Source organism: Aurantiacibacter sediminis, from assembly GCF_016019885.1.
GTDB lineage: Bacteria > Pseudomonadota > Alphaproteobacteria > Sphingomonadales > Sphingomonadaceae > Alteraurantiacibacter > Alteraurantiacibacter sediminis.
The window spans coordinates 175,485-199,273 of the sequence record NZ_JAEANY010000002.1 but is presented as its reverse complement, the minus strand read 5'-3'; the positions used below and the strand labels follow the sequence as shown (position 1 = coordinate 199,273).

Annotated in this window: 24 protein-coding genes; 14 read left to right on the top strand and 10 right to left on the bottom strand. The window is 60.4% G+C overall.

The features are described 5' to 3' along the window. The first annotated feature begins 77 nt into the window (after positions 1 to 77). From I5L03_RS06505 to I5L03_RS06440, 14 genes are all read left to right on the top strand, one after another. On the top strand, positions 78 to 1,130 hold the full coding sequence (locus tag I5L03_RS06505) for a cell wall hydrolase (protein ID WP_197921482.1): 1,053 nt from the start codon (positions 78 to 80) through the stop codon (positions 1,128 to 1,130). Positions 1,131 to 1,259: 129 nt separating this feature from the next. Beyond that, a complete protein-coding gene (locus I5L03_RS06500; RefSeq protein WP_234035116.1) occupies positions 1,260 to 1,577 on the top strand; it encodes a hypothetical protein in 318 nt (105 codons plus the stop codon). Between the two features lie 114 nt (positions 1,578 to 1,691). Continuing rightward, on the top strand, positions 1,692 to 3,317 hold the full coding sequence (locus tag I5L03_RS06495) for a putative bifunctional diguanylate cyclase/phosphodiesterase (protein ID WP_197920940.1): 1,626 nt from the start codon (positions 1,692 to 1,694) through the stop codon (positions 3,315 to 3,317). Positions 3,318 to 3,520: 203 nt separating this feature from the next. Continuing rightward, positions 3,521 to 4,483, top strand: a complete 963-nt coding sequence (gene mdh / locus I5L03_RS06490; RefSeq protein ID WP_197920939.1) for a malate dehydrogenase — start codon at positions 3,521 to 3,523, stop codon at positions 4,481 to 4,483. Further along, entirely contained in the window at positions 4,480 to 4,755 is a 276-nt protein-coding gene (locus tag I5L03_RS06485) for a hypothetical protein (protein WP_197920938.1), read from the top strand. Before mdh ends, I5L03_RS06485 begins: the two co-directional genes overlap by 4 nt. 28 nt (positions 4,756 to 4,783) lie before the next feature. After that, positions 4,784 to 5,674: a succinate--CoA ligase subunit alpha gene (gene sucD / locus I5L03_RS06480; RefSeq protein ID WP_197920937.1), complete on the top strand. Its 891-nt coding sequence runs from the start codon at positions 4,784 to 4,786 to the stop codon at positions 5,672 to 5,674. A 35-nt stretch (positions 5,675 to 5,709) separates the two neighbouring features. After that, positions 5,710 to 8,544 (top strand): 2-oxoglutarate dehydrogenase E1 component, encoded by a 2,835-nt coding sequence (locus I5L03_RS06475; protein WP_197920936.1) that lies wholly within the window; start codon positions 5,710 to 5,712, stop codon positions 8,542 to 8,544. A 24-nt stretch (positions 8,545 to 8,568) separates the two neighbouring features. Then, entirely contained in the window at positions 8,569 to 9,813 is a 1,245-nt protein-coding gene (gene odhB / locus I5L03_RS06470; RefSeq protein WP_197920935.1) for a 2-oxoglutarate dehydrogenase complex dihydrolipoyllysine-residue succinyltransferase, read from the top strand. A 20-nt stretch (positions 9,814 to 9,833) separates the two neighbouring features. After that, a complete protein-coding gene (locus I5L03_RS06465) occupies positions 9,834 to 10,169 on the top strand; it encodes a hypothetical protein (protein WP_197920934.1) in 336 nt (111 codons plus the stop codon). Then, the gene (lpdA, locus tag I5L03_RS06460; protein ID WP_325100110.1) at positions 10,162 to 11,580 is read left to right on the top strand and encodes a dihydrolipoyl dehydrogenase; all 1,419 of its coding nucleotides are present in this window, start codon (positions 10,162 to 10,164) and stop codon (positions 11,578 to 11,580) included. The genes I5L03_RS06465 and lpdA overlap by 8 nt, the downstream gene beginning before the upstream one ends. After that, complete coding sequence (locus I5L03_RS06455) at positions 11,580 to 12,398, top strand: hypothetical protein (RefSeq protein ID WP_197920932.1); 819 nt, start codon at positions 11,580 to 11,582, stop codon at positions 12,396 to 12,398. Before lpdA ends, I5L03_RS06455 begins: the two co-directional genes overlap by 1 nt. 31 nt (positions 12,399 to 12,429) lie before the next feature. Then, positions 12,430 to 12,858, top strand: a complete 429-nt coding sequence (locus I5L03_RS06450) for a VOC family protein (RefSeq protein ID WP_197920931.1) — start codon at positions 12,430 to 12,432, stop codon at positions 12,856 to 12,858. Positions 12,859 to 12,890: 32 nt separating this feature from the next. Continuing rightward, positions 12,891 to 13,616, top strand: coding sequence for a PepSY domain-containing protein (locus tag I5L03_RS06445; RefSeq protein ID WP_197920930.1), 726 nt, complete (start codon positions 12,891 to 12,893; stop codon positions 13,614 to 13,616). After that, entirely contained in the window at positions 13,613 to 14,242 is a 630-nt protein-coding gene (locus I5L03_RS06440) for a trimeric intracellular cation channel family protein (protein WP_407647604.1), read from the top strand. The genes I5L03_RS06445 and I5L03_RS06440 overlap by 4 nt, the downstream gene beginning before the upstream one ends. 7 nt (positions 14,243 to 14,249) lie before the next feature. Here the strand turns inward: I5L03_RS06440 and I5L03_RS06435 are convergent, their stop codons facing one another. The 10 genes from I5L03_RS06435 to I5L03_RS06390 form a co-directional block, all read right to left on the bottom strand. Then, entirely contained in the window at positions 14,250 to 15,059 is an 810-nt protein-coding gene (locus I5L03_RS06435; protein ID WP_197920929.1) for a hypothetical protein, read from the bottom strand. A gap of 95 nt (positions 15,060 to 15,154) precedes the next feature. Then, positions 15,155 to 15,757 (bottom strand): hypothetical protein, encoded by a 603-nt coding sequence (locus I5L03_RS06430; RefSeq protein ID WP_197920928.1) that lies wholly within the window; start codon positions 15,755 to 15,757, stop codon positions 15,155 to 15,157. Between the two features lie 110 nt (positions 15,758 to 15,867). Continuing rightward, entirely contained in the window at positions 15,868 to 18,033 is a 2,166-nt protein-coding gene (locus tag I5L03_RS06425) for a prolyl oligopeptidase family serine peptidase (protein WP_197920927.1), read from the bottom strand. Between the two features lie 88 nt (positions 18,034 to 18,121). After that, the gene (locus tag I5L03_RS06420; RefSeq protein ID WP_197920926.1) at positions 18,122 to 19,516 is read right to left on the bottom strand and encodes a serine hydrolase domain-containing protein; all 1,395 of its coding nucleotides are present in this window, start codon (positions 19,514 to 19,516) and stop codon (positions 18,122 to 18,124) included. Between the two features lie 154 nt (positions 19,517 to 19,670). Further along, on the bottom strand, positions 19,671 to 20,090 hold the full coding sequence (gene rplQ / locus I5L03_RS06415; protein WP_197920925.1) for a 50S ribosomal protein L17: 420 nt from the start codon (positions 20,088 to 20,090) through the stop codon (positions 19,671 to 19,673). 157 nt (positions 20,091 to 20,247) lie between these two features. Then, positions 20,248 to 21,303 (bottom strand): DNA-directed RNA polymerase subunit alpha, encoded by a 1,056-nt coding sequence (locus I5L03_RS06410; RefSeq protein ID WP_197920924.1) that lies wholly within the window; start codon positions 21,301 to 21,303, stop codon positions 20,248 to 20,250. A 109-nt stretch (positions 21,304 to 21,412) separates the two neighbouring features. Next, complete coding sequence (rpsK, locus tag I5L03_RS06405) at positions 21,413 to 21,802, bottom strand: 30S ribosomal protein S11 (RefSeq protein WP_047005430.1); 390 nt, start codon at positions 21,800 to 21,802, stop codon at positions 21,413 to 21,415. Between the two features lie 58 nt (positions 21,803 to 21,860). Next, on the bottom strand, positions 21,861 to 22,229 hold the full coding sequence (rpsM, locus tag I5L03_RS06400) for a 30S ribosomal protein S13 (protein ID WP_197920923.1): 369 nt from the start codon (positions 22,227 to 22,229) through the stop codon (positions 21,861 to 21,863). A gap of 294 nt (positions 22,230 to 22,523) precedes the next feature. Next, a complete protein-coding gene (locus I5L03_RS06395; protein ID WP_197920922.1) occupies positions 22,524 to 23,084 on the bottom strand; it encodes an SRPBCC family protein in 561 nt (186 codons plus the stop codon). A gap of 42 nt (positions 23,085 to 23,126) precedes the next feature. Next, a complete protein-coding gene (locus I5L03_RS06390; RefSeq protein WP_197920921.1) occupies positions 23,127 to 23,777 on the bottom strand; it encodes an adenylate kinase in 651 nt (216 codons plus the stop codon). Positions 23,778 to 23,789: the final 12 nt, after the last annotated feature.

Genomic DNA, 23,789 nt, shown 5'->3' with positions numbered 1-23,789 from the left:
CCATCGTCCCGCGCTGGAACGCGGGGGAAATCGCAAGTGTTTGGCAAGGCTTTTGCGCCTATGGGATCATCGTGGACATGTCCCCCGCCTTTCCAGCCCAGCCGCGGCGCGATTTCCGCACCAAGCGTGTCCCGGCAAAGGTGCGCGCGAAAAGCTTCGCAAAGAAGCTCGGCGTGCTGGCTTTTGCCGTGGCCGTTCCTACCCTCGCTGCGCCTGCCACCTTGGAAGCCTTGCAGAGCGAGCCGGAAGAGCCGCAAGTGGAGCTGATGCCTTTTGAAACTCCGGGGGAGAGTTTTCCCGGATCGGCATTCTATTATCTGGAGCAATCGCCTGAACTGGTCGAGATGGCGGGTTTTGCAGGCCCGGTCGAAATCATCGGAGACACGGCCTTCGTCCGCGCGGACGATGGCAATACTATGCCGCTTGCCGCGCCAGTCCTGCGGATCGCCGGCAGCGACCGCGATCATGTTCGCGCGCAGCAGTGCATGACGCAGGCGATTTATTACGAAGCGGCGAGCGAAAGCGAATCCGGCCAGCGCGCCGTGGCGCAGGTGGTGCTCAACCGTGTCGCGCATCCCGCCTATCCGCGCAGCGTGTGCGGCGTTGTGTATCAAGGCAGCGAGCGGCGAACCGGTTGCCAATTCACCTTTACCTGCGACGGATCGCTTGCGCGCCAGCCATCGCAAAGCGGTTGGAACCGCGCCAGCCGCATTGCTCGTGAGGCGCTTTCGGGCGTGGTCTATGCCCGCGTCGGCACGGCAACGCATTACCATACGCTCGCGGTCAGCCCCTATTGGGCGCCGAGCCTCGAAACCATCGGCATCATCGGCGCGCATATCTTCTATCGCTGGCCAGGGCGTGCGGGCCAGCCAGATGCTTTCTCCGCGCGCTATGCCGGGGCAGAGCCTGCACCCGGCCGCGCGAGGGCAGTAACACAGGATGCGCCTGATCCGGTCAATCCCGGCAGCATCGAACAGTTTGCAGCCACGCCCGCGCCCAACACAGCACCCGTAGCACCGGCCGAGGCCCCGCAGCCCGCAGCAAGCGCTCCAGCAGGGGAAGCCCAAGAAGGCAGCGGCAGCGTGCGGCCCGAATTCCGCAACAGTGGACGATGGATTGAACGGCCCTGAGGGTAGCTCCTTGAAAGAATGCTAAGAATCCGGAAACCATCCTGCCACACGCTTGCTTAGACAGTCCGTTTTACAAAGCTGACACGCGCCGCAGAGCGCCTGTTTTGAACTGAACGGATTGACCCCTACATGCCCATTCGATTTGCCGCCCCTGCCACGTCCATGCCTGCCCGCATGACGCGAGACCGGGTGCGCGCTGCCCATCGCATGCCCGCCAATGACAATGGCGATCTGGTCGATCCGGCGCATATGCATGCAGCGCTGCGGCACTTTGCAAAGCATGGGCTCGCCGCAGCCCAGCACGCGCGCGAACAGGCGATTATCGCGGCTCGCGCCGGTGATCGGCCGACATTCGAATGGTGGCTGGAGATCTGCCGGGCACTAGATCGACGCATGGCGAGGAAGCTTCATCGTAGCCATGCCTGCGCTGGTGATACCGGTCGATAAGTCCCGCTTGCAAAGGCGCGTTTTCTTACCAAGTTTCGGCCTGCCCATACGTAGCCACAGCGTAAGGCGCGGCTTAACCATTGAGTGACGTGATCAGCCTAAGCTGCTGAACCTATGGGACGGACCGAACCTTCCAGTGGTTTTTCACGAGCAGTGCGCTGGCTGGGTGTCGATGCGCAGCCGTGGCGTTCAGCCTGGGCTGGACCTGCCTTTCTATTGGCATCGCCCCTTCTCGTCGCCAGCCTGTTCGTCCTGCCTCTGCCCTGGCTGCTGACGCTTACGGGCGTGGCGCTGGTCACCTTTATGAGCATTTATGCAGCGATCCGCACCCGATACCAGCTGCGCGACCAGATCGATCAAGCCGCAATGCACCGGGAATATGCGCGGGACATGGAGGAACGCTCTCGCGCCGATCCGGTCACCGGGCTGTCCAACCGCGTTGGCTTCGAACACGATGTGGCCCGCATGATCGAAGACTTGTCGCTCGGCACGAAGCTCGTGGTGATGTGGGTCGATCTGCATCGCTTTATCGAGACCAACAATTCACTTGGCCATGCTGTGGGTGACCAGGTGCTGCAGGAAGCTGCCGAACGCCTGCGCCAAAACGTGCCCGAAAATGCTGCGCTCAGCCGCTTTGCGAGCGATGAATTCGTTGTCGCTGTCCATGTTCCCTCGGTCGAGAAAGCGCAGCAGATCGCGAACGCCATGCGCGATGCCCTTGCCCAGCCGTACCGGATCAAGGGGCATCGGATTGAAAGCGGATCGATGATCGGCGTTGCCGCCTTGCCCGATGACGCGATCTCGCAAAAAAACTTGCTACAGGCGGCCGACCTCGCGCTCTATCATGCCAAGGCAAGCGGCCCCAATGAAGTGCGCTTCTTCCACGATTCCATGACGCGGACTCTGGCGCGCAAGAAGGAGATCGAGGCCGAGCTTCGCGCCGCGATCCAGCGGGACGAGCTATCGATTTTCTTCCAGCCGATATTCGACCTGCGCACTGGTCGCATCCGCTGTTTCGAAGCGCTGGTGCGTTGGTTCCACCCTGAAAAGGGCGAGCTTTACCCTGACGAATTTATTCCTGTGGCGGAGGAAACAGGCCTCATAATCACGCTGGGTAATTGGATTACGCGGCAGGCCGCCAAGGCGGCGACCAGCTGGCCGGAGCATGTGACACTGGCCGTCAATCTTTCGCCAGTGCAGATAAAGGCTCCAGGCGCTGCTCTGGGCATTTTGGCCGCAGTGCGCGATGCGGGCCTGGCGCCATCCCGGCTGGAACTTGAGCTGACCGAGAACCTGTTTCTTGAAGATGATGAACACACCTCGGCTTTCATCAACATCCTGACCGAGGAAGGCATACACTTCTCGCTAGACGATTTTGGCACGGGTTATTCCTCGCTAGCCTACATCAATCGCCACCCCTTCCGCACGATCAAGGTCGATCGCAGCTTCGTGTCGGGAGTAAATGCGGGCACGTGCAGCGAAGCCATCATTCGCGCGGTTGCCGAAATGGGCCGCACGCTCGACATGGAAATCGTTGCCGAAGGGCTGGAGACGATCGATCAGGTACACAGCGTTCGCGCGGCAGGCTGCACGCTGGGCCAAGGCTATTATTTCAGCCGCGCCGTGCCCGATTTTACTGCCGCCATGCTGCTTGCACAGGAACAATGCAGACTGGATGAGGTTTCTTCGGGCACAGTCCATCCTATCGGGCCCGATCCGATGCAGAAACGGGCGGGCTGAACGGCAAAGCGAAGGGCCCAAGAGCCATCCTATTGCTACTGCGAACTCTTATCAAAAACTTATCTCGATACACGGTTGCCAAGCCGTTTCCAGCATCCTAGGGCGGGTCGAAATCAGACTTTCGTCCCGCTGGGCGCTTGCGGCGAAGTCTGGCAGTTCGATTGGCACGCGCCCGCACGTACTGAAGGACTCAAGGCTTACCCATGGCACGCAAGAAAATCGCCCTCATCGGTTCCGGCATGATTGGCGGCACCCTCGCCCACCTCGCAGCGAAGAAAGAAATGGGCGACATCGTCCTGTTCGACATTGCCGAGGGCATGCCGCAAGGTAAGGCGCTGGACCTTTCGCAGTGCGGCCCGATCGAAGGTTTCGACGCGAAAATCACCGGCTCGAACGACTATGCCGATATCGCTGGCGCAGATGTCGTGATCGTGACCGCAGGTGTGCCGCGCAAGCCGGGCATGAGCCGCGACGACCTTCTCGGCATCAACCTCAAGGTGATGAAGTCGGTCGGTGAGGGCATCAAGAACAACTGCCCCGACGCTTTCGTGATCTGCATCACCAACCCGCTGGACGCGATGGTTTGGGCGCTGCGCGAATTTTCCGGCCTGCCGCACAACAAGGTTGTTGGCATGGCGGGCGTGCTCGATAGCGCGCGTTTCGCAACTTTCCTCGCCTGGGAATTCGATTGCTCGGTGAAGGACGTGAACGCCTTCGTGCTGGGCGGCCACGGCGACACGATGGTCCCCGTCACCAGCTACACCACGATCAACGGCATCCCGGTGAACGACTACGCCAAGATCAAGGGCGTGTCCGAAAGCCGCATCGATGAAATCGTGGATCGCACCCGCAAGGGCGGCGGCGAAATCGTCGGCCTGCTCGGCAATGGCTCGGCCTATTACGCCCCCGCCACCAGTGCGATTGCGATGGCCGAAGCCTATCTGGGTGACCAGAAACGCATCCTGCCCTGTGCCAGCTATGTCGAAGGCAAGTACGGCCTCGACGGCCTCTATGTCGGCGTCCCGACCGTGATCGGCGCAGGCGGCACCGAAGAAGTGATCGAAATCGAACTGTCCGACGAAGAGAAGAGCAACCTCAAGGTCAGCACCGACGCGGTCGAAGAGCTGCTCGAGGCGTGCAAGGGTCTGGACGAAGGCCTAAAATGACGAATACTCTGTGGTATCTCGGCCTTTTCGTATTGTTGCCATTCCTCATCAATTTTTGGGCGGGGAACCGCGAGGATGCAATCGGAACGACGATATTTGCCATTTCACTTCTTGGCACCGCGATCATCGGAATATTGATGTTTTATACGGCAACGCAATCTGCCTCAGAGCAGAAATTGATAGGGTATGTCGGGGCAGTTTTGCCGATGCTGGCGTGCCTAATTGGTTTCAATTTCAACTCGCTGGCGAATGCCGTTCGAAACGGCTTTTGACCGTCGAAATTCAAGGAACGACCAACTTATGTCCATCCTCGTAAACAAAGACACCAAGGTCATCACGCAAGGGATGACCGGCAATACCGGTACTTTCCACACGCAGCAGGCGCTCGATTACGGGACGCAGATGGTTGCGGGTGTGACGCCGGGAAAAGGCGGCTCCGAGCATCTCGGCTTGCCGCAGTTCAACACTGTGCGTGAAGCCAAGGAAGCCACCGGCGCGACGGCGAGCTGCATCTACGTGCCGCCGCCCTTCGCTGCCGACGCGATCCTCGAAGCGATCGAGGCCGAGGTCGAGCTGATCATTACGATCACCGAAGGCGTTCCGGTCATGGACATGATCACCGTGAAGCGCGCGCTGACCGGCTCCAAGTCCCGCCTGATCGGCCCCAACTGCCCCGGTGTCCTGACCCCGGAAGAGTGCAAGATCGGCATTATGCCGGGCAAGATCTTCAAGAAGGGCAGCGTCGGCGTCGTTTCGCGCTCGGGCACGCTTACCTATGAAGCCGTGCACCAGACAACCGCTGTCGGCCTCGGCCAGACAACGGCTGTCGGCATTGGCGGTGACCCGGTGAACGGCACCAACTTCATCGACGTGCTCGACATGTTCCTCGACGATGAAGAAACCAAGTCGATCATCATGATCGGCGAAATCGGCGGCAGCGCCGAAGAAGAAGCCGCCGAATTCATCAAGCAGGAAGCAGCCAAGGGCCGTTCCAAGCCGATGGTCGGCTTCATCGCCGGTCGCACGGCGCCTCCGGGCCGCCGCATGGGCCATGCCGGCGCCATCGTTTCGGGCGGAAAAGGCGGCGCTGAAGACAAGATCACGGCGATGGAAGATGCGGGCATCCGCGTCTCCCCCTCCCCCAGCGAACTCGGCACGACGCTCGACGCGCTGCTGAAAGAACTGGCGTAACGCTAACGCGCCTTCGCGGCGTTCAAAGGTGCCCCATGGGTAAAGAACCGGACAATTTTCTTCCCGAAATGCCTGACCAGGAAGGCCCCCAGCAGGGGCCGAGCTGGGGCAATCCGCGCTGGCCGCTGACCGATGCCGCGCCCGATCTCGATGCGGCGATGGATCCGACCGAGATGATGGCCGCGGTAAAGGAAGCAGCCGCCAAGGCGGGCAAGCCAACAGACACGGCGAGCGTGGAAGAAGCGTGCCGGGATTCGATCCAGGCGATGCTGCTGATCCGGCTCTACCGTGTGCGCGGGCATATGGCAGCCGATCTCGATCCGCTTGGCCTCACCCATCGTGAGCAGCCCGAAGACCTCTCGCTCGCTTGGCACGGTTTCGAAGGCAAGGAAGACAAGGAAGTCTTCGTGGGCGGCGTTTTCGGTTACGAATGGGTCACCATCGGCAAGCTGTATGAAACGCTGCGCGCAACCTATTGCGGACACGTCGGCCTCGAATACATGCACATTGCCGACACGACCGAACGACGCTTCCTGCAGGACAAGTTCGAAAGCCCCGAAGAGACGATCCAGTTCACGCCCGAAGGCAAGGAAGCGATCCTGAAGGCCGTCATACGCGGCGAGGAATACGAGAAGTATCTCGCCAAGAAATATGTCGGCACGAAGCGTTTTGGCCTCGATGGCGGGGAAGCCATGATCCCGGCGCTGGAAGCGGTCATCAAATATGGCGGCAGCTCCGGCGTGCGCGAGATCATCTACGGGATGGCCCACCGCGGCCGTTTGAACGTGCTCGCCAATGTGATGGCCAAGCCATACCGCGTGATCTTTCACGAATTCTCTGGCGGCTCCGCCAATCCGGACGATGTCGGCGGATCGGGCGATGTGAAATACCACCTCGGCACCAGCACCGATCGCGAATTTGACGGGATCAAGGTGCATATGAGCCTCGTCCCTAACCCCAGCCATCTCGAAGCGGTCAATCCTGTCGTGCTCGGCAAGACGCGCGCGCAGCAGGCGATGGACGATGATCTCGGCGCACATGAGAAAGTGCTGCCAGTGCTGATCCACGGCGATGCGGCCTTTGCGGGACAGGGCGTGGTATGGGAAAGCCTCAGCCTCTCAGGCGTGCAGGGTTATGACACGGGCGGATGCGTCCACTTCATCATCAACAACCAGATCGGCTTTACAACCAGTCCCAAATTCGCGCGCTCGTCCCCATACCCCTCGGACGTCGCCAAGGGCATTCAGGCCCCGATCCTTCACGTGAACGGTGACGATCCCGAAGCGGTGACTTTCGCGTGCAAGCTCGCAGTCGAATATCGCCAGACTTTCAAACGCGATATCGTGATCGACATGTGGTGTTATCGCCGCTTCGGCCACAATGAAGGCGATGAGCCAAGCTTCACCCAGCCACTGATGTATAAGGAAATCCGCAAGCACACGCGCGTGTCGGAGATTTATTCCAATCGGCTGAAGGATGAAGGCGTTATCAGCGATGATGCACTGGCCGATGCGCGGCAGGAATTCATCTCGCACCTCGATGAGGAGTTCGAGAAGGCGAAGGATTACAAGCCCAATGAAGTCGACTGGTTCGCCGGCCGCTGGAGCGGCCTGCACAAGCCCGTCGATCCCGAAACCGCGCGCCGCAATGTCGATACCGCCCTGCCCAAGAAGCTGTTCGATAGCCTTGGCCGCACGCTGACCACGGTCCCAGACGACCACACCGTCCACAAGACGCTGAACCGCGTACTCGATGCCAAGCGCGAAATGTTCAGCAGCGGCGAAGGCTTCGACTGGGCGACGGCAGAGGCGCTCGCCTTTGGCAGCCTTGTAACCGAAGGGTTCGGCGTTCGCCTGTCCGGCCAGGACTCGGGCCGCGGCACATTCAGCCAGCGCCACGCCATCTGGGTCGACCAGAATAGCGAAGACAAATACATCCCGCTCGCCACGCTGCCGCACGGCAAGTTTGAAGTGTACGATTCCACACTCAGCGAATTCGGTGTGCTTGGTTTCGAATATGGTTTTGCCATGGCGGACCCGAAAACTTTGGTGATGTGGGAAGCGCAGTTTGGCGATTTCGCCAATGGTGCGCAGATCATGATCGACCAGTTCATCGCTGCCGGCGAAGTGAAATGGATGCGCGCCAATGGCCTCGTGCTGCTGCTGCCGCATGGCTATGAAGGCCAGGGTCCAGAGCATTCTTCCGCCCGCCTCGAACGCTTCCTGCAGCTGTGCGCGAATGACAACATCCAGGTGCTCAACATCACCGAGCCGGCGAATTACTTCCACGTGCTGCGCCGCCAGATGCTACGCCCGTTCCGCAAGCCGATGGTCATCATGACACCCAAGAGCCTGCTGCGGCATCCGGATGCCAAATCCGACGCCTCGCAATTTATGGGCAAGAGCCATTTCATGCGCATCCTGTCGGATCGCAAAGAATTGGCAGACAGCAAGGTGAAACGCCTCGTCCTGTGCAGCGGCAAGGTCTCTTACGACTTGATGGACAAGCGCGATGAGGAAAAGATCGACGATGTCTCGATCGTCCGTATCGAGCAGCTCTATCCCTTCCCCGGCGAACCGCTGGCCGTGCGCCTGAAGCGCATGACCAATCTGGAAGAAGTCGTCTGGTGCCAGGAAGAACCGCACAACAATGGCGCTTGGTTCTTCGTCCAGAACCGCATCGAAGAAGCGCTAACTGCCGCCGGACATAAGGGCATGCGACCGACCTATGCCGGGCGTGAAGAAGCCGCATCGCCCGCAACGGGCTTTGCCAGCCGTCACCAGGCGCAGCAGGAAGCTCTCGTCTCCGTCGCGCTCGGCCTGTCCGAACGCGGTGCCACCAATGCCAAGCGCAAATCGCGCAAGTCCTGATCAGGAAGCCAAGGGAAAACACACATGGCAACCGAAGTTAAAGTTCCGACACTGGGTGAATCGGTCACCGAAGCCACCGTCGGCGAATTTCTGAAGCAGCCTGGCGATGCCGTGGCTGCGGACGAGCCGATCATGAGCCTCGAGACCGACAAGGTCGCAGTGGAGGCACCCTCTCCCGTCGCAGGCGTGATCGAAAGCTTCAAGGTCGAAGTCGGTGAAACCGTCGAAGTCGGCGCCGTGATCGCTGTCATCGCCGAAGGTGCTGCCCCTGCTGCCACCAATGGCGAACAGGCTGGCCGCGCAGAGCAACAGCGCGAAGAGGGAAACGAAAAGCGCGAAGATGGTGGCAACGCCTCTTCCGATGATGGCTCCGTCACCATGTCGCCTGCCGTGCGCCGTGCGGTGATCGAACACGGTGTCGATCCCACCACGATCAAGGGCTCTGGCAAGGACGGCCGCCTGACCAAGGAAGATGTAGTCGCTGCCGCCAAGGCCAAGGGCAGCGATGGTAGCGCGTCAACTTCCGCCCCGGCTCCCGCAGCTGCACCGGCTCCGTCCGCCAAGGGTGAGCGCCGCGAAGAACGCGTCAAGATGACGCGCATGCGCCAGACCATCGCCAAGCGTCTGAAAGGCGCTCAGGAAGAGGCAGCGCTGCTCACCACGTTCAACGATTGCGACATGACGGCCGTGATCGAAGCGCGCAACGCGTACAAGGACATGTTCGCCAAGAAGCACGGTATCAAACTCGGCTTCATGAGCTTCTTCGCCAAGGCTGCGGCGCTGGCGCTGAAGGATGTTCCGGCGGTGAATGCGCAGATCGATGGCGATGAAATCGTCTATCACGACTATGTCGATCTGTCGGTTGCGGTTAGCGCGCCGAACGGACTCGTCGTTCCCGTGGTGCGCAGCATCGACCAGATGAGTTTTGCCGAAATCGAACTCGCCATCGCCGATTACGGCAAGCGCGCCAAGGAAGGCTCGCTCAAGATGGAAGATATGGCTGGCGGTACGTTCACCATTTCCAATGGCGGCGTATTCGGATCGCTGATGTCGACTCCGATCATCAACCCGCCGCAAAGCGCCGTGCTCGGCCTCCACCGCATCGAAGATCGCCCGGTGGCCGTTAATGGCGAAGTCGTCATCCGCCCGATGATGTACCTCGCCCTGTCATACGATCACCGCATTATCGACGGGCGCGAAGCCGTTACCGCGCTGAAAATCATGAAAGAGGCAATCGAAGATCCCATGCGGATGCTGATTGATCTTTGATAGCGAAGGAAGCTGTGAAAATGCTCAGGGTAATAGGATCCGCCGCGCTGTTTGCAGCCGCGCTGACAGGCTGCGACGCGGCGAGTGAAATCGCTGGCGATGCGCTCGATAACGAAATTCGCAGCCAGATCGCCAACCAGTGCCAGGCCGTCGCCGAAGGTGCAGGCGTTGTTGCAGACCGCCTGACCGAAGTTTGCGACTGTACAGCACAAACATATATCGATGACCCCGATTTGACCGCCGACGACATCACTCCGGCGCGGATCGAGGAAATCGTCAATGAATGCACACAGCAGACGGGCGACATGAATGACGCTCCTGCAGAAGAGACCCCCGCGGAGGAAACCGGTGCCTGATCAACAATACGATTACGACGTCCTTGTTATTGGTGCTGGCCCGGGCGGCTATGTCGCTGCGATCCGTGCGGCGCAGCTCGGGTTGAAAACTGCCTGCGCGGAAAGTCGTGAGACGCTGGGCGGCACTTGCCTCAACGTCGGCTGTATCCCTTCCAAGGCGATGCTGCATGCGTCCGAATATTTCGACGCCGCGACTAATGGCACGATGGAGCATATGGGCATCGAAGTGACGCCCAAGCTCAACATGGACAAGCTGCACGGGCAGCGCCTGGATGCGGTGGACGGCCTCACCAAGGGCATCGAATTCCTGTTCAAGAAGAACAAGGTCGACTGGAAGAAGGGCCACGCCACCTTCCAGGATGCGCACACTGTCAAGGTGGGTGACGAGACGGTGACCGCGAAGGAAGTGGTGATTGCCACAGGCTCCAGCGTCACCCCGCTCGGCGGGATCGAAGTCGACAATTCCAAGCATGTGGTGGTCGATTCCACCGGCGCGCTCGAATTGCCGAAAGTGCCCAAGGAAATGGTCGTCATTGGCGGCGGCGTGATCGGTCTGGAGCTTGGCTCCGTATGGCGTCGTCTCGGTGCAAAGGTCACCTGCATCGAGTTTCTCGACGAGATCCTGCCCGGTATGGATGCCGACATCCGCAAGGAATCGCGCAAGATCTTCAAGAAGCAGGGCATCGAATTCAAGCTCGGCACCAAGGTCACCGGCTGCACCGTCAAAGGCAAGAAAGCCACGCTGACCATGGAACCGTCAAAAGGCGGCGATGAAGAAACGATGACGGTCGATTGCGTGCTGGTGTCGATCGGTCGCATACCGAATACCAACGGTCTGGGCCTCGAAAACATCGGTCTTGAAACCAATGAGCGCGGCCAGATCGAAGTCGATCACGAGTTCCGCACTGCTGTCGACGGCGTTCGCGCCATTGGCGATTGCGTGCCCGGCCCCATGCTCGCGCACAAGGCGGAAGATGAAGGCATTGCGGTGGCAGAATGGATCGCCGGTGAAACAGGCATCGTGAACCACAATGTGATCCCCAATGTCGTTTACACCCTGCCCGAAATCGCCGGTGTCGGCCTCACTGAAGAGCAGGCAATCGAGAAGATGGGCGGCGACAAGAAGGCCATCAAAACGAGCAAGTTCCCGATGATGGCGAATAGCCGCGCGAAGACCAATCATGAGCCCGATGGCCTGGTCAAAGTCATCGCCGAAGCTGAAAGCGACCGCGTGCTGGGCATCTGGGCCATTGCGTCTGTCGCAGGAACGATGATCGCCGAAGCAGCGCTCGCCTTGGAATTCGGCGCGACGAGCGAAGACATCGCCTACACCTGTCACGCGCACCCGACCCATGCCGAGGCGCTGAAGGAAGCCGCGATGGGCGTACAGGGCAAGCCGATCCATATCTGATGCCCCACCTACGGGATCGCCTCCCTGCCCTCGCGGCGTTGGCGATACCCGTGCTGGTGGGCGCAGCATGGATGACATTGGCGGGTGCGCCTGCGCATTACGCGGTAACCAATCTCGGCGTACTGGCAGTGATGCTGGTGTGGATTGCCGTAGGCCGCGGTCCGCATACCTCGCTTAGCCGCCATATGCTGCTCGCGGCGCTGCTTGTGATCCTCGTCAGCCCAATTTGGATCGGGCCGGAAATGACATCGGTGACGGGACACCGCGTCGCGCGGTGGTTCCCGCTCGGATCGCTCAATTTGCATACCGGAATGATCGCCGCGCCGGCGCTGGCAGTGCTCGCCGCGCGGCATCGCTATGGTGCTGCCTTCCTATTGCTGGGCGTGGGAGCTGCTTTCCTGCAGCCCGATGCGGCGACGGGCTTCGCGCTCACTATCGCGGCAGTGGGCATCCATCACGTGAAGCGTGACTGGAAATATGCCGTCGCTGCTATCCTAGGCTTCCTTGCCTCCATCCAGATGACATTGCGCGGTGAATTGCCGCCGCAACACTTCATCGAGCGCGTTCTGGTGGATGCCGCGAGCGACAACATCTTCGCAGCGATAGCCCTTGGCACCGCGCTGTTGGCAGCCTTCCTCATAATGCTCTTCGCCCTCCCCCTGTCGCGTGAAAAGCGCTTCGCCATCGGCGGCACGCTGTTCGGCTTTTCCATGATCGCGATGATGTCGAGTTACCCATATCCGCTGATCGGGTATGGAGCCGCGCCGATCATCGGCTTCGGCCTGGCGTTGGGACTGAAGCGCATTCCAAGACGTTAAGGCAGCTATACCAAGTTTTAGGAGTCCGCCCATGAGCCTGTCCCCTTTTCACCTCGCCTTCCCCGTGCATGATCTCATCGCCGCGCGCGAGTTCTGGGGAGAGGTGATGGGGTGCGAAGAGGGCCGATCGTCTGACGACTGGATCGATTTCGATTTCTACGGTCACCAGATCGTTGCGCATCAGGCTCCGTCAATTGTCGCAAAAGGGGGGCACGGCAGCAATCCGGTTGATGGCCACGATGTACCTGTGCCGCATTTCGGCATCGTATTGGGCATGGAAGAGTGGCAGGAACTCGCGGACCGGCTGACCGCGAGAGGCGTGGAATTCGAAATCGAGCCGCACATCCGGTTCCAAGGCCAGCCGGGCGAGCAGGCGACGATGTTCTTCCGCGATCCCAGCGGCAATGCCATCGAGATGAAGGCGTTCGCAGATTGCTCAAAACTCTTTGCCAAGGGCTAGGCGGAAGTCGTCCAAGCCATTATCGCGCGAAGATGGCTAGGCAAAATGTGATGCGATTGTTCGCCAAGTGGCACATCTGGCTGGGATGGCTGGTCGGCGTGCCGATCCTGATGTGGACGGTGACCGGCCTCATCATGGTGATCAACCCTATCGAGGAAGTGCGCGGCAATCACCTCCGCATACCCCAAGAGGAACAGCTGCTGCCAGCTGGCAACCCTGCCCCCATCGCTTTCCGCGTTGATAATATTCCCCAATTTCGGGAAATGCGTGTGGTAATGCAGGACGGGCGACCAGTCTGGCTGCTGACCGATGCGGAGGGCAATTTGGAACGCCTGCCCGCCGATATGACTGGCGAGCCACTCCCGGTTATCGACGAAGCCTACATCCGCAATGCCGCCGCGCGGCTGATCGTGGGGGGCGAGAACCCCGTAGCTGTCGAACAGTTCTCAGCCGAGGAATCGCCGTTCGATTTTCGCCGCCCGATCCCATCCTGGCGAGTGACGCTGGAAGATGGCGCGCATATCTATTTTGACGCGCGCACGGGCCAGATCGCCGCAGTGCGAACACGCTTCTGGCGGGTCTTCGATTTCATGTGGGGCCTGCACATTATGGATCTGCAAACGCGCGAGCTCGATCAGCAAAGCATTTTCACTCACATGATTTTGGTGCTCTTCGCCGGTCTTGCAGCGTTAGGAGCACTGTTGGGCTGCACGCTGATGTTCCGTCGTCGCAAGCCGAAAGTGAAGGTGCCTAGGTGACCACGGTGGAGGTCATCCCGCCGGTCCTGCCGGCTTTCCTCGATCTGGGAGGCACGGCAGTGTTCGCGCTGTCCGGTGCGCTGCTGGCGGCGCGGCTCAAGCAGACCTTCGTGACCTGCGCCTTTTTCGCTTTGCTTACAGGCGTTGGTGGAGGATCGGTGCGCGACGCGCTGCTTGGCGTGCCAGCGTTCTGGCTGCGCGATTTCTGGGTGTTGCCGGTAATTTTGGCCGCGGCGCTGATCGCTTGGTTCATCCCACGCAAATGGTGGGAGGGCCGCTGGCTCGAATGGGCGGATGCGCTGGGGCTCGCCCTCTTTTGCACGCTCGGCACGGCCAAAGCGCTCGCCTTCGATGTCGCGCCACTCGCTGCGATCGTTTTGGGGATCGTGACCGGCTGTGTCGGCGGGATCATTCGCGATGTTATCGCTGGCGTGCCCTCGATTATCATGCGGCCAGAACTTTATGTCACCGCCGCCGCGCTGACTGCCGCGTCTTGCGCGGGAATGATCCTGCTGGGCGTTCCGCAAGCACTATCCATGGCCGTGGCCGCGCTGGCGGGATTTGCCCTGCGCGGCGCGGCGCTCATCTGGTCTATCGAATTGCCGAGCTACTCACGCGAAGTATGACGCGCATTCAGTCGAGATCGCCGTCGATCTCGCCGTAATCAGGTGCCTCGCCTAAGCCTTCTTCGCCGGGAAGCGGGCCGCCCGGATAGTCGGGCTGCTGGGCACTCGCCTGCACGATGGGCGCTTCAGGATTGCGATAGGTATAGGCATCATCGCCCGGCGTGCGCGTATTGGCGCGGGCACGGGCATAGGCGCTGTCATCCCACTGCTCGCCTGCCGAGGGCACGGGCGCGCGCTGGCCTGCAGCGTAATCGCTCGCCGGGAAAGCGCTGGCACCAAAATCGATATTCCGGATACGCCCGTCATTGTCGATCCAGCAATTCCAGCTGCCACCGGCCTCCAGCGTGCCGGAGACATACCAGCCATCAGCGCGGCGATTGGCTTCGAGCACATCGCTCACCCGGTCACGGCCACGCTCAACCTGCTCGACGCACATATCGGCTGCGCGTTCGATGCCGCCGCTTTCGTAGCGATCACCGCGATAGTCTCGATTATCGTAATCACGGTCACGATCCCAATCGCGGTTACGGCGGTCACGGCGATCATCGTCTCCGTCGAACACGCCGGCAATCGCCGCAATCGTGCCAAGCACTACTACGCCCGCGATCACATCGCCCGCATCTACGCGGTTGCGGTGGCGGCGATCATAGCGGCGCCAGCGATGGTGATGGCTCTGCTCTGCCGCAGCACCGGTTTCGACCTGCGCGGCATTTCCGGAAGGCAAAGGCAGCTCGACAGCCGACGCTGGCGTTGCGACGAGCGACAGAGCTGCAGCCAATGCAGCCGGGGAAGCGAATTTGGAATGTTTGAAGGTCATGGTGAACCTACCCCTGTATCAATATTGCGGGCATGGCTAGACGGCCCAGGCTGACACCAGCCTGAACCGCCTTGCTTTGGTAGGCTATGCCGGGCTCAAAGGCCGCGGATGCCACTGAAGTCGATGTCTACGACACGGCCCCGGCGGTAATCGCATTCGAAGCGGCCCGTATCCCAGCCATTGTTGCGATACCCACGGCGATAGTCGCGATAGCGTCCGCCGCGATATTCCTGAACGGCGATGCGGCCTTCGATTTCATAGCCGCGACGTTCACGGTCGACATCGCGAATTTCGTAAACTTCGGCGCGCGATCCGGTCCAGCGCTGTGCGGCACGTTCGGCGGCGCGGACACACTGTTCGACTGCGCGGCGGCTCGAACGCGGGCCATAGCCGTCATAGCCGTTGCGATAGCGGCGATCACGGTAGCGGCGGTCACGATAATCGCCACGATAGTCACGGTCGCGATAGCGGCGATCACGATAATCATACCGATCATCATCGTCGCCCGATGCGATGATGGCAGCAAGGCCACCCAGGATCACGGCACCGGCAATGACTTCACCGGCAGAAATGCCGTCGTCATCGCGGTCGCGATAGCGGTCTTGCGCACTTGCGGGAGCGGCCGCAGAAACTGCCATCGCGCCAGCCGCGACGGTTGCGAACGTTCCTTTGGCCAGAGCTTTGGTCAGGGTCTTCATACGGTCGTCTCCTCAAATCATCGGGGGGGATTCCTCCACCGGTGATTAGCGTTATAGACGATCGGCCCTGTGGCCTTACTGAACTCCCGCGTTAGCCGACGTTCAGGAAACTAGTCGCTTTCCTGAACACCCTCGTCCTGTGGGTTGAGCCCCGTCCAATAGGCAAGGAATGCTGCTATATCAGATGCTTCCTCGATTGCCTTGTCGGTCGGCTTGCCCGAACCATGGCCCGCACGGGTCTCGATACGGATCAGTTGCGGGCGCTCGCCGAGGTTCTCTGCCTGCAGCGCAGCGGTGTATTTGAACGAGTGGCCGGGCACCACGCGGTCATCGGTATCCGCAGTCGTTACCAGCAGCGCCGGGTAGTCCGTATCGGGCTGGATGTTGTGATAGGGCGAATAAGCCCGCAGAATGCGCCAGTCTTCCTCGCGGTCGGGATAGCCATAATCGTCCACCCAATACCGCCCAGCGGTGAACTGGTCGAAGCGCAGCATGTCCATCACCCCAACGGCAGCATTCCCGGCAGAGAATAGGTCCGGACGCTGGTTGGCAACCGCGCCGACCAGCAGACCGCCGTTGGAGCCGCCCTGAATGGCAAGGCCGTCTTCCGGCGTCACACCTTCAGAGATCAGGAATTCGCCCGCAGCGATGAAATCATCGAACACATTCTGCTTGTTCGCCCGGCGACCGCCATCGTGCCACGCGCGGCCATATTCACCGCCGCCACGGATATTCGCCATCACGAAAGCACCGCCACCCTCAACCCATGCGAGGCGCGAAGGTGAAAAACCGGGCGTGAGCGAAATGTCGAAACCGCCATAGCCATAGAGCAGTGTTGGCACTGCTTCCCCGCTGGCAGCCACATCGGCGCGGCGCACGATGAACATCGGCACGCGCGTGCCATCCAGACTCTCGTAGAAGCGCTGCTCGACCACGAAGTCTTCCGGATCGAAACCGACTTCCGGCGCGGCGAAGATGGTGTTTTCACCAGTCGCCACATCATAGCGGTAGATGGTGCTGGGACGGTTGAAGCTGGAGAAGCTGTAGAAAGTCTCATTGCTGTCCGCACTGCCGCCGAAGCCGCCTGCACTGCCGAGTCCTGCGAATTCTATCTCGCGTACCAGTTCTCCGTCCAGCGTCATGACGTACGCGCTGGAGCTCGCATCTTCGAGATATTCTACGATCAAGTGATCGCCCACCATACTCGCGCCGGCAATCGGCTGATCGCGCTCGGCGACGATTTCGGTCCAGCCTGCCTGCGGGTTGTCCATGTCGATCGAGACGATGCGATAGAGCGGCGCTTCGTGATTGGTGGTGAAATAAAGCGTGGAGCCGACATTGCCAATCTGGTCCCAGCTGTGATCGAACCCTTCGACCAGTGGGATGATGCGCCAGCCATTCTCGTCACGCGCATCGAGATCGACGAGGTTAACCTCGTAACGGCTGTCCGTGCCGGTGGAGGAGAGGATGGTCATCCAGCGGCCATCTTCACTCGTCCCTGCAAAGTTGTTCCGCTCTGGCGCGTCCGGCGTTGCATAGACGAGTTGGTCTGCCGCCTGATCGGTACCCAGCGCGTGGTAATAGACCGACTGATTGAGGTTGAGCGCCTGGAAATCCTCGCCCTCTTCCGGCTCCGGAAAGCGGGAATAGACGAAGCCTTCCTCACCCACCCAGCTGAGGCCGGAGAACTTCACCCAGCGGATCTCGCCGCCGATATGCTCGCCCGTTTCAACATCTAGCACGCGGACGATACGCCAATCGCTGCCGCCATCCTGCACGCTGTAGAGCAGCTTAGATCCATCGGGAGACGGCACCCAACCTGCCAGAGCAGTCGCGCCATCATCGGCCCATTCATTGGGATCGATCAGTACCCGGCGCTCGCCCGTCAGCCCATCCTGCACATAGAGCGGGGACTGGTTCTGCAGACCGGAATTGCGGTTGTAGAAATAGCGGTCACCGCGGGCCGTAGGGATGCCGAACCGCTCGTAATCGAACAGCTCGCCGATCCGCTCAGAGAACCAGTCTCGCGCTGGCAACATGTCGAGGTAGTTATCGGTCAGCGCATTCTGCCGCTGGACCCAATCGGCGACCTCTTCATTGTTGCGCACATCGTCTTCAAGCCAGCGATAGGGATCGGCCACCTCTTCGCCAAAGATCGTCTCGACCACGTCTCCCTGACGCGTTTCGGGATACTCGCCCACGGTCAGATCCTGCGCGCTAGCGGCGGGGGCGATGATGGCGATGGCCGCCGCAGCGGCGAAGAGATTGCGAGTCATAAAACCTCATGGGTAAGCGGGTTTGCGATTGGGAATATAGTTGGCGACGAAACCGGTTGCGATCAAGGTGGCCGAAGGGCACTCCAAATTATCGCCGTTGCCTCAGCGCGGCGAGCACATCGCGCGTAAAGGACTCGATATCGAAGCCGGAGCCGCCAGCAGGGTCCTCCCCGCGCCGCACGATCACGATGTCACGGCTCGGCACGACGACGATATACTGCCCGCGATTGCCTGCCGCCATGAAGGTGTCAGCCGGAATGCCCTCGCTCTGGTTGAGCAACCACCAGCCCGCGCCATAACCCCAGTTGCGTGAGCCACCCGGTTGCGGACCTGCCGGATTGGAGATGTAGTCGACCCAGCCTTCTGGCAGCACGCGTGTTCCATCGGGCAGAACGCCATCGTCGAGATGCAATTGCCCAAGCGTCACCAGATCGGGAGCAGTCGCCCAGACCTGGCTCGAAAGGATGTAGTCACCCGCCCAATCGGTCTCGGCCACGGTATCGTCCATGCCGATTTGCTCGAGAAAGTCGGCAGCATCGACTGTATCGAAGCTGTCTTCAATCGCTTTCACTGCCATCAGCGTGTCATTGTTGGCATAGCGGAAGACGGCGCCGGGTTCGTGGAGCAAAGGCCAGTTGCTGGCGGTTTCCTCGACACCCGAGCCACCCATGTAAAGCGGATCGGTGCGGTTGCCCGGAGTATCCGAATAACGGCCCGAAGCCATGCGCAGCAGGTCGTCGATGGTGATAACTCGGCGCTCGTCCCAACGCCAATCATCGTAGACCAGCGGCGCTTCGACATCGGCCTCGCCCCGGTGGACGGCAGCCCCAACGAAAGTCGCCGCGATGCTTTTTGCGACCGACCATGTACGTTGTGGAGTATTGGCGTTGAACCCAGGAGCGTATCGCACGCGTTGCAGCACGGAGCCTCTCACGATGACCGCAGTCGTGCGCGCATCTTCGCCATAAGTGCCGTCAAAGGCCGCCTCCAATTCCTCATCGAGCGGGCGTGATGCGGTTGCGGGGCCAATCATCGGCGCGACCCATCCGGAAACGGTCTCAGTCGCCTCGGCCGACACAGCTACTGTTTCCGGCATGCTGGGAGAGAGCCCGATCGGTGCGAGAGCGCAGCCCTCGTCACCGCGAACCTCGGCAAAGCGCGCAGCCATGTCATCAGCCCAATCAACCTCGACCAAGGCGAGCCGCCCGTCAGCGTCACGAAGCAGACGCGGCTCCATATCCGCGGCGATATCGGCAATGCGCGGATAGATGCCTGTCAGCTCCCATTCTCTGACGCTTTCCAGCGAGCGCATTTGCCCACTGCGTTCCGCATTGGCGATCGCACCGCAGGTGAAGAGGGCAACATACCCTGCTGCAAGCGCGCGATCGTAGCGTTCTTCCAACTCGCTCTGCGAAATGCTTTGCGCCGAGGCGGGAACGGCGAGCGACAGCGCGGCGGCTGTCAGAATAATTGTCCGGATCATGGCGCGCACTGTGCCAGCATTCGCGCAAAAGAAAAGGGCCGCCGGATCGCTCCGGCAGCCCTGAATTCCGTCATCCCAGCGAAAGCTGGGATCTGCCCAAACAGATTTCGACGCTTAACAACCAGACCCCAGCCTCCGCTGGGGTGACGGCTATTTACGCGTCTTCGAAATCGTCCTCGGTCATCACCGGGCCGCTGTCCTGGCCCTTGGCGTCCTCGTCACGATCGACGAGTTCGATGTAGGCGATGGCTGCGGCGTCGCTTGCGCGGTAGCCGGCCTTGATGATGCGGGTGTAGCCGCCTTCACGATCAGCATAACGCTCTGCCAATGTGTCGAACAGCTTGGCCAGCTGCGCATCGTCCATGAGGCGAGCGGCCGCAAGACGACGGTTCGACAGGCCGCCACGCTTTGCGAGCGTGATCAGCTTTTCGACATAGGGGCGAATTTCCTTCGCCTTGGCAGTCGTGGTGAGGATCTGCTCATGCTTGATCAGCGCAGCAGCCATGTTGCGGAACATGGCGGTACGGTGCTGAGACTTACGGCTGAGCTTACGGCCGGAAATACCGTGACGCATTTTTATCTTCCTTCAGTTCGTAGGGGGCCCGTATGAGGTAGCCCGATGCTGGTGACTGTTTGGGCCGCCACCTTTGCCCTCTAACGTCATCCCAGCGAAAGCTGGGATCTCTTCGGAAATCGAGACCCCAGCTTTCGCTGGGGTGACGACATTTGCCTTAACCCAGAAGTTCCTGTTCGAGCTTCTTGGCCATTTCTTCGATGTTCTCAGGCGGCCAGCCCGGGATATCCATGCCGAGGCGCAGACCCATGCTGGAAAGAACTTCCTTGATCTCGTTGAGCGACTTGCGACCGAAATTCGGCGTGCGCAGCATCTCGGCTTCGGTCTTCTGGACCAGATCGCCGATATAGATGATGTTGTCGTTCTTGAGGCAGTTGGCCGAACGCACCGACAGTTCCAGCTCGTCCACCTTCTTGAGAAGGTAGCGGTTGAGCTGGTTGGTGTCGCTTTCCTGCGGCTCTGCAGCAACGCCGATCATGGCGCTCTGCGGCTGCGGGATACCGTCTTCGAAGTGGACGAACAGCGTCAGCTGGTCCTGCAGGATGCGCGCTGCATAGGCGATCGCATCTTCAGGGGTGATCGTGCCGTCGGTCTCGATTGTCAGGTTCAGCTTGTCGAAGTCGAGTTCCTGGCCCACGCGGGCGTTTTCGACCTTGTAGCTGACCTGCTTGATAGGCGAATACAGGCTGTCGACCGGGATCAGGCCAATGGGTGCATCAGCCGGGCGGTTGGCGACCGCCGGGGCGTAGCCCTTACCGGTGTCGGCGGTCAGCTCCATGTTGAGCGTTGCGCCTTCGTCGAGATGGCAGATCACGAGGTCCTTGTTGAGGACTTCGATGTCGCCCGAAACGGCGATGTCACCAGCCTTGACTTCGGCCGGGCCGGTTGCGGAAAGCTGCAGGCGCTTGGGGCCTTCGCCTTCCATTTTGAGCGCGATCTGCTTCACGTTCAGGACGATGTCGGTGACGTCTTCACGCACACCGGCAAGCGAGCTGAACTCGTGCAGGACGTTTTCGATCTTGATCGAGGTGATCGCGGCACCCTGAAGGCTGGACAGGAGCACACGGCGCAGGGCGTTGCCGAGTGTCAGGCCATAACCACGCTCAAGCGGCTCAGCAACGAAAGTAGCTTTACGCTTCTTGTCGGCGCCTTCCTTGATGTCGAGCGTGTTGGGCTTCTTCAGTTCCTGCCAGTTCTTCGTATTGACGGACATGGACTTCCCCTAAGGTATCTAGGTTGCGCAAAAGCCGCGGGGTGGTTGAACCGCCGCGGCCGATGCGATGACTGTGTTTGCGAGGCAGGTGCCCCGCGGCAGGCTTCGATCAGACGCGGCGACGCTTGGACGGCCGCACACCGTTATGCGGGATCGGCGTCACGTCACGGATCGAGGTGATGGTGAAACCCACCGCCTGCAGGGCACGAAGCGCGCTTTCGCGGCCCGAACCCGGACCCTTGATCTCGACTTCGAGGGTACGCACGCCGTGTTCGGCGGCTTTCTTTCCGGCATCGTCCGCTGCAACCTGTGCTGCATACGGAGTGGACTTGCGGCTGCCCTTGAAGCCCATCATGCCCGCGCTGGACCAGCTGATTGCATTGCCCTGCGCATCGGTGATGGTGATCATGGTGTTGTTGAAGCTGGCGTTGACGTGCGCAACACCGCTTGAAATGTTCTTTTTGTCGCGGCGCCTTACTCGGCCTGGTTCGCGTGCCATTTTCTCTGTTCCTCGTATCTCGAAAGAAGGAAAAAGCCTGTGGGTCTAGACCCGCAGCTTACTTCTTCTTGCCGGCGATCGGCTTGGCCTTGCCCTTGCGGGTGCGGGCGTTGGTGTGGGTGCGCTGACCGCGAACGGGAAGACCGTTACGGTGACGCAGGCCGCGATAGGACCGCAGGTCCATCAGACGCTTGATGTTCATCGCGGTGTTACGACGAAGGTCGCCTTCCACCGTGTAATCAGCATCGATGGTTTCGCGAATCTGCAGGACTTCCTGATCGGTAAGGTCCTGCACACGGGTCGCGTGATCGATACCGATCTTGTCGACGATCTTCTTCGCAGATGTCGAACCGATTCCGTGAATATAGGTGAGCGCGATGATCACACGCTTATTTGTGGGGATATTTACCCCGGCAATACGAGCCACTTAAATCTCCATGCTCCACAGAGGATTTTTCAAGTCCTGCAAGGTCTTGAGCTGCCTCTATCTCATAGCTTTCATTCTCGCCCTATCATCTTCAAAGCGGGAGCCCGGCGGACGCAGCGCGCACGGCAAAGCACACAAATCTGTGATAATTGAACGAATGAAGGGCGCAGATAGGGTGATTCCCCCTCTACGTCAACAGGCGAAAGCGAGCCTGCGGCATCCGCAGCCCGTTCCGGTCTTCCCGTGTTGTGATACAGTCTATAGCGCCGCGCCGCGCGCTAGTCAAAATTGGCGTTAACTTTCGCTTGCTGCAGAGACAGTTTCGTCCCCCAACCGCGCGACAAGACCGCCCAGAAATTCCGCCTGCACACCATCGACAATCGGCCCAAATTCCTCGACCGGGAAGCGCGCCTGTCCGCCGGTAATGTAATCCCAGGTAATCCGCGTGCCCTCGCTTTCCTCCGCCAAAGTGACGGTGAGCGTTCCGGTGAGGCCTTCCGCCTGCAATGGCCCGAGCGATCCGGACATACGCAAGAGCGAGCCCGGCATCACCATCACCACGCGCATGTGCTCGACCGAACCAGCGGCCCAGCCATCTGTCGGCGGCAGAGCTTCACAAAAGCATCCACCGGCTCGCGCATCGAGGTGCAGATTATGTGCATCGTTCGACCATGTGTGCGTCCACCAGTTTTCCGGATGGACCAATTCGCGCCAGACATCCGCCCTGCTCGCAGCAACCACAACGCTATGCCTGCTTGCAAAGCCGCCATTCTCGCTTTCGATGATTTCGGCCGAGGCGCTGGCAGGCGCGACGGCGAAAGCTGCGGCAGCCAAAAGTAGACCGGTACGATACATAAAATCCCTCCCGCGTGGTGCGAGAGAGGGATAGCCGCAGGATCAGGCCGAAGCCAAGACCTTCTCTATGGCAGAGGTCACTTCGTCGATCGACGCCATGCCGTCCACCCGGTGTACGATGCCGCGCGGTTCATAGACCGGCAAGATCGGCGCGGTCTTGGCGCGATATTCCTTCATGCGCATGCGCACGGTCTCTTCAGTATCGTCCTTGCGCCGCTTGAATTCGGTTGAGCCGCATTTGTCGCACACGCCCTCGACGGCAGGCTGCTTGTGGCGATCGTGATAGCCCTCACCGCAATTGGCGCATGTGTAACGACCGGTGACGCGGTCGACCAGAGCATCTTCATCGACGACGAGTTCGACTACCAGATCGAGCTTGCGATCGTGCTTGGCGAGAATCTCTTCCAGCATCGCCGCCTGCGGTGCGGTGCGCGGGAAGCCATCGAAAATAGCGCCAGTCTCCGCATCCATAGCGTTCAGCTCGGCATCGATAAGCGCCGAGACGATTTCGTCCGACACCAGCTCACCGCGCTCCATCACAGCCTTGGCTTCGAGGCCAACCGGCGTTTGCGCTTTGACTGCGGCGCGCAGCATGTCTCCGGTGGAGAGCTGGCGCATGCCGTGGTTGTCAACGAGCAGGTTAGCCTGCGTGCCTTTGCCAGCACCCGGAGGGCCGAGAAGGATGATGTTCATATGGCTGAGCGA

Bases quoted from the DNA above. Each gene is read 5' to 3' on its own strand.
- I5L03_RS06505 (WP_197921482.1), top strand. From the start codon at position 78: ATGTCCCCCGCCTTTCCAGCCCAGCCGCGGCGCGATTTCCGCACCAAG.
- I5L03_RS06500 (WP_234035116.1), top strand. From the start codon at position 1,260: ATGCCCATTCGATTTGCCGCCCCTGCCACGTCCATGCCTGCCCGCATG.
- I5L03_RS06495 (WP_197920940.1), top strand. From the start codon at position 1,692: ATGGGACGGACCGAACCTTCCAGTGGTTTTTCACGAGCAGTGCGCTGG.
- mdh (WP_197920939.1), top strand. From the start codon at position 3,521: ATGGCACGCAAGAAAATCGCCCTCATCGGTTCCGGCATGATTGGCGGC.
- I5L03_RS06485 (WP_197920938.1), top strand. From the start codon at position 4,480: ATGACGAATACTCTGTGGTATCTCGGCCTTTTCGTATTGTTGCCATTC.
- sucD (WP_197920937.1), top strand. From the start codon at position 4,784: ATGTCCATCCTCGTAAACAAAGACACCAAGGTCATCACGCAAGGGATG.
- I5L03_RS06475 (WP_197920936.1), top strand. From the start codon at position 5,710: ATGGGTAAAGAACCGGACAATTTTCTTCCCGAAATGCCTGACCAGGAA.
- odhB (WP_197920935.1), top strand. From the start codon at position 8,569: ATGGCAACCGAAGTTAAAGTTCCGACACTGGGTGAATCGGTCACCGAA.
- I5L03_RS06465 (WP_197920934.1), top strand. From the start codon at position 9,834: ATGCTCAGGGTAATAGGATCCGCCGCGCTGTTTGCAGCCGCGCTGACA.
- I5L03_RS06455 (WP_197920932.1), top strand. From the start codon at position 11,580: ATGCCCCACCTACGGGATCGCCTCCCTGCCCTCGCGGCGTTGGCGATA.
- I5L03_RS06450 (WP_197920931.1), top strand. From the start codon at position 12,430: ATGAGCCTGTCCCCTTTTCACCTCGCCTTCCCCGTGCATGATCTCATC.
- I5L03_RS06445 (WP_197920930.1), top strand. From the start codon at position 12,891: ATGGCTAGGCAAAATGTGATGCGATTGTTCGCCAAGTGGCACATCTGG.
- I5L03_RS06435 (WP_197920929.1), bottom strand. From the start codon at position 15,059: ATGACCTTCAAACATTCCAAATTCGCTTCCCCGGCTGCATTGGCTGCA.
- I5L03_RS06430 (WP_197920928.1), bottom strand. From the start codon at position 15,757: ATGAAGACCCTGACCAAAGCTCTGGCCAAAGGAACGTTCGCAACCGTC.
- I5L03_RS06425 (WP_197920927.1), bottom strand. From the start codon at position 18,033: ATGACTCGCAATCTCTTCGCCGCTGCGGCGGCCATCGCCATCATCGCC.
- I5L03_RS06420 (WP_197920926.1), bottom strand. From the start codon at position 19,516: ATGATCCGGACAATTATTCTGACAGCCGCCGCGCTGTCGCTCGCCGTT.
- rplQ (WP_197920925.1), bottom strand. From the start codon at position 20,090: ATGCGTCACGGTATTTCCGGCCGTAAGCTCAGCCGTAAGTCTCAGCAC.
- I5L03_RS06410 (WP_197920924.1), bottom strand. From the start codon at position 21,303: ATGTCCGTCAATACGAAGAACTGGCAGGAACTGAAGAAGCCCAACACG.
- rpsK (WP_047005430.1), bottom strand. From the start codon at position 21,802: ATGGCACGCGAACCAGGCCGAGTAAGGCGCCGCGACAAAAAGAACATT.
- I5L03_RS06395 (WP_197920922.1), bottom strand. From the start codon at position 23,084: ATGTATCGTACCGGTCTACTTTTGGCTGCCGCAGCTTTCGCCGTCGCG.
- I5L03_RS06390 (WP_197920921.1), bottom strand. From the start codon at position 23,777: ATGAACATCATCCTTCTCGGCCCTCCGGGTGCTGGCAAAGGCACGCAG.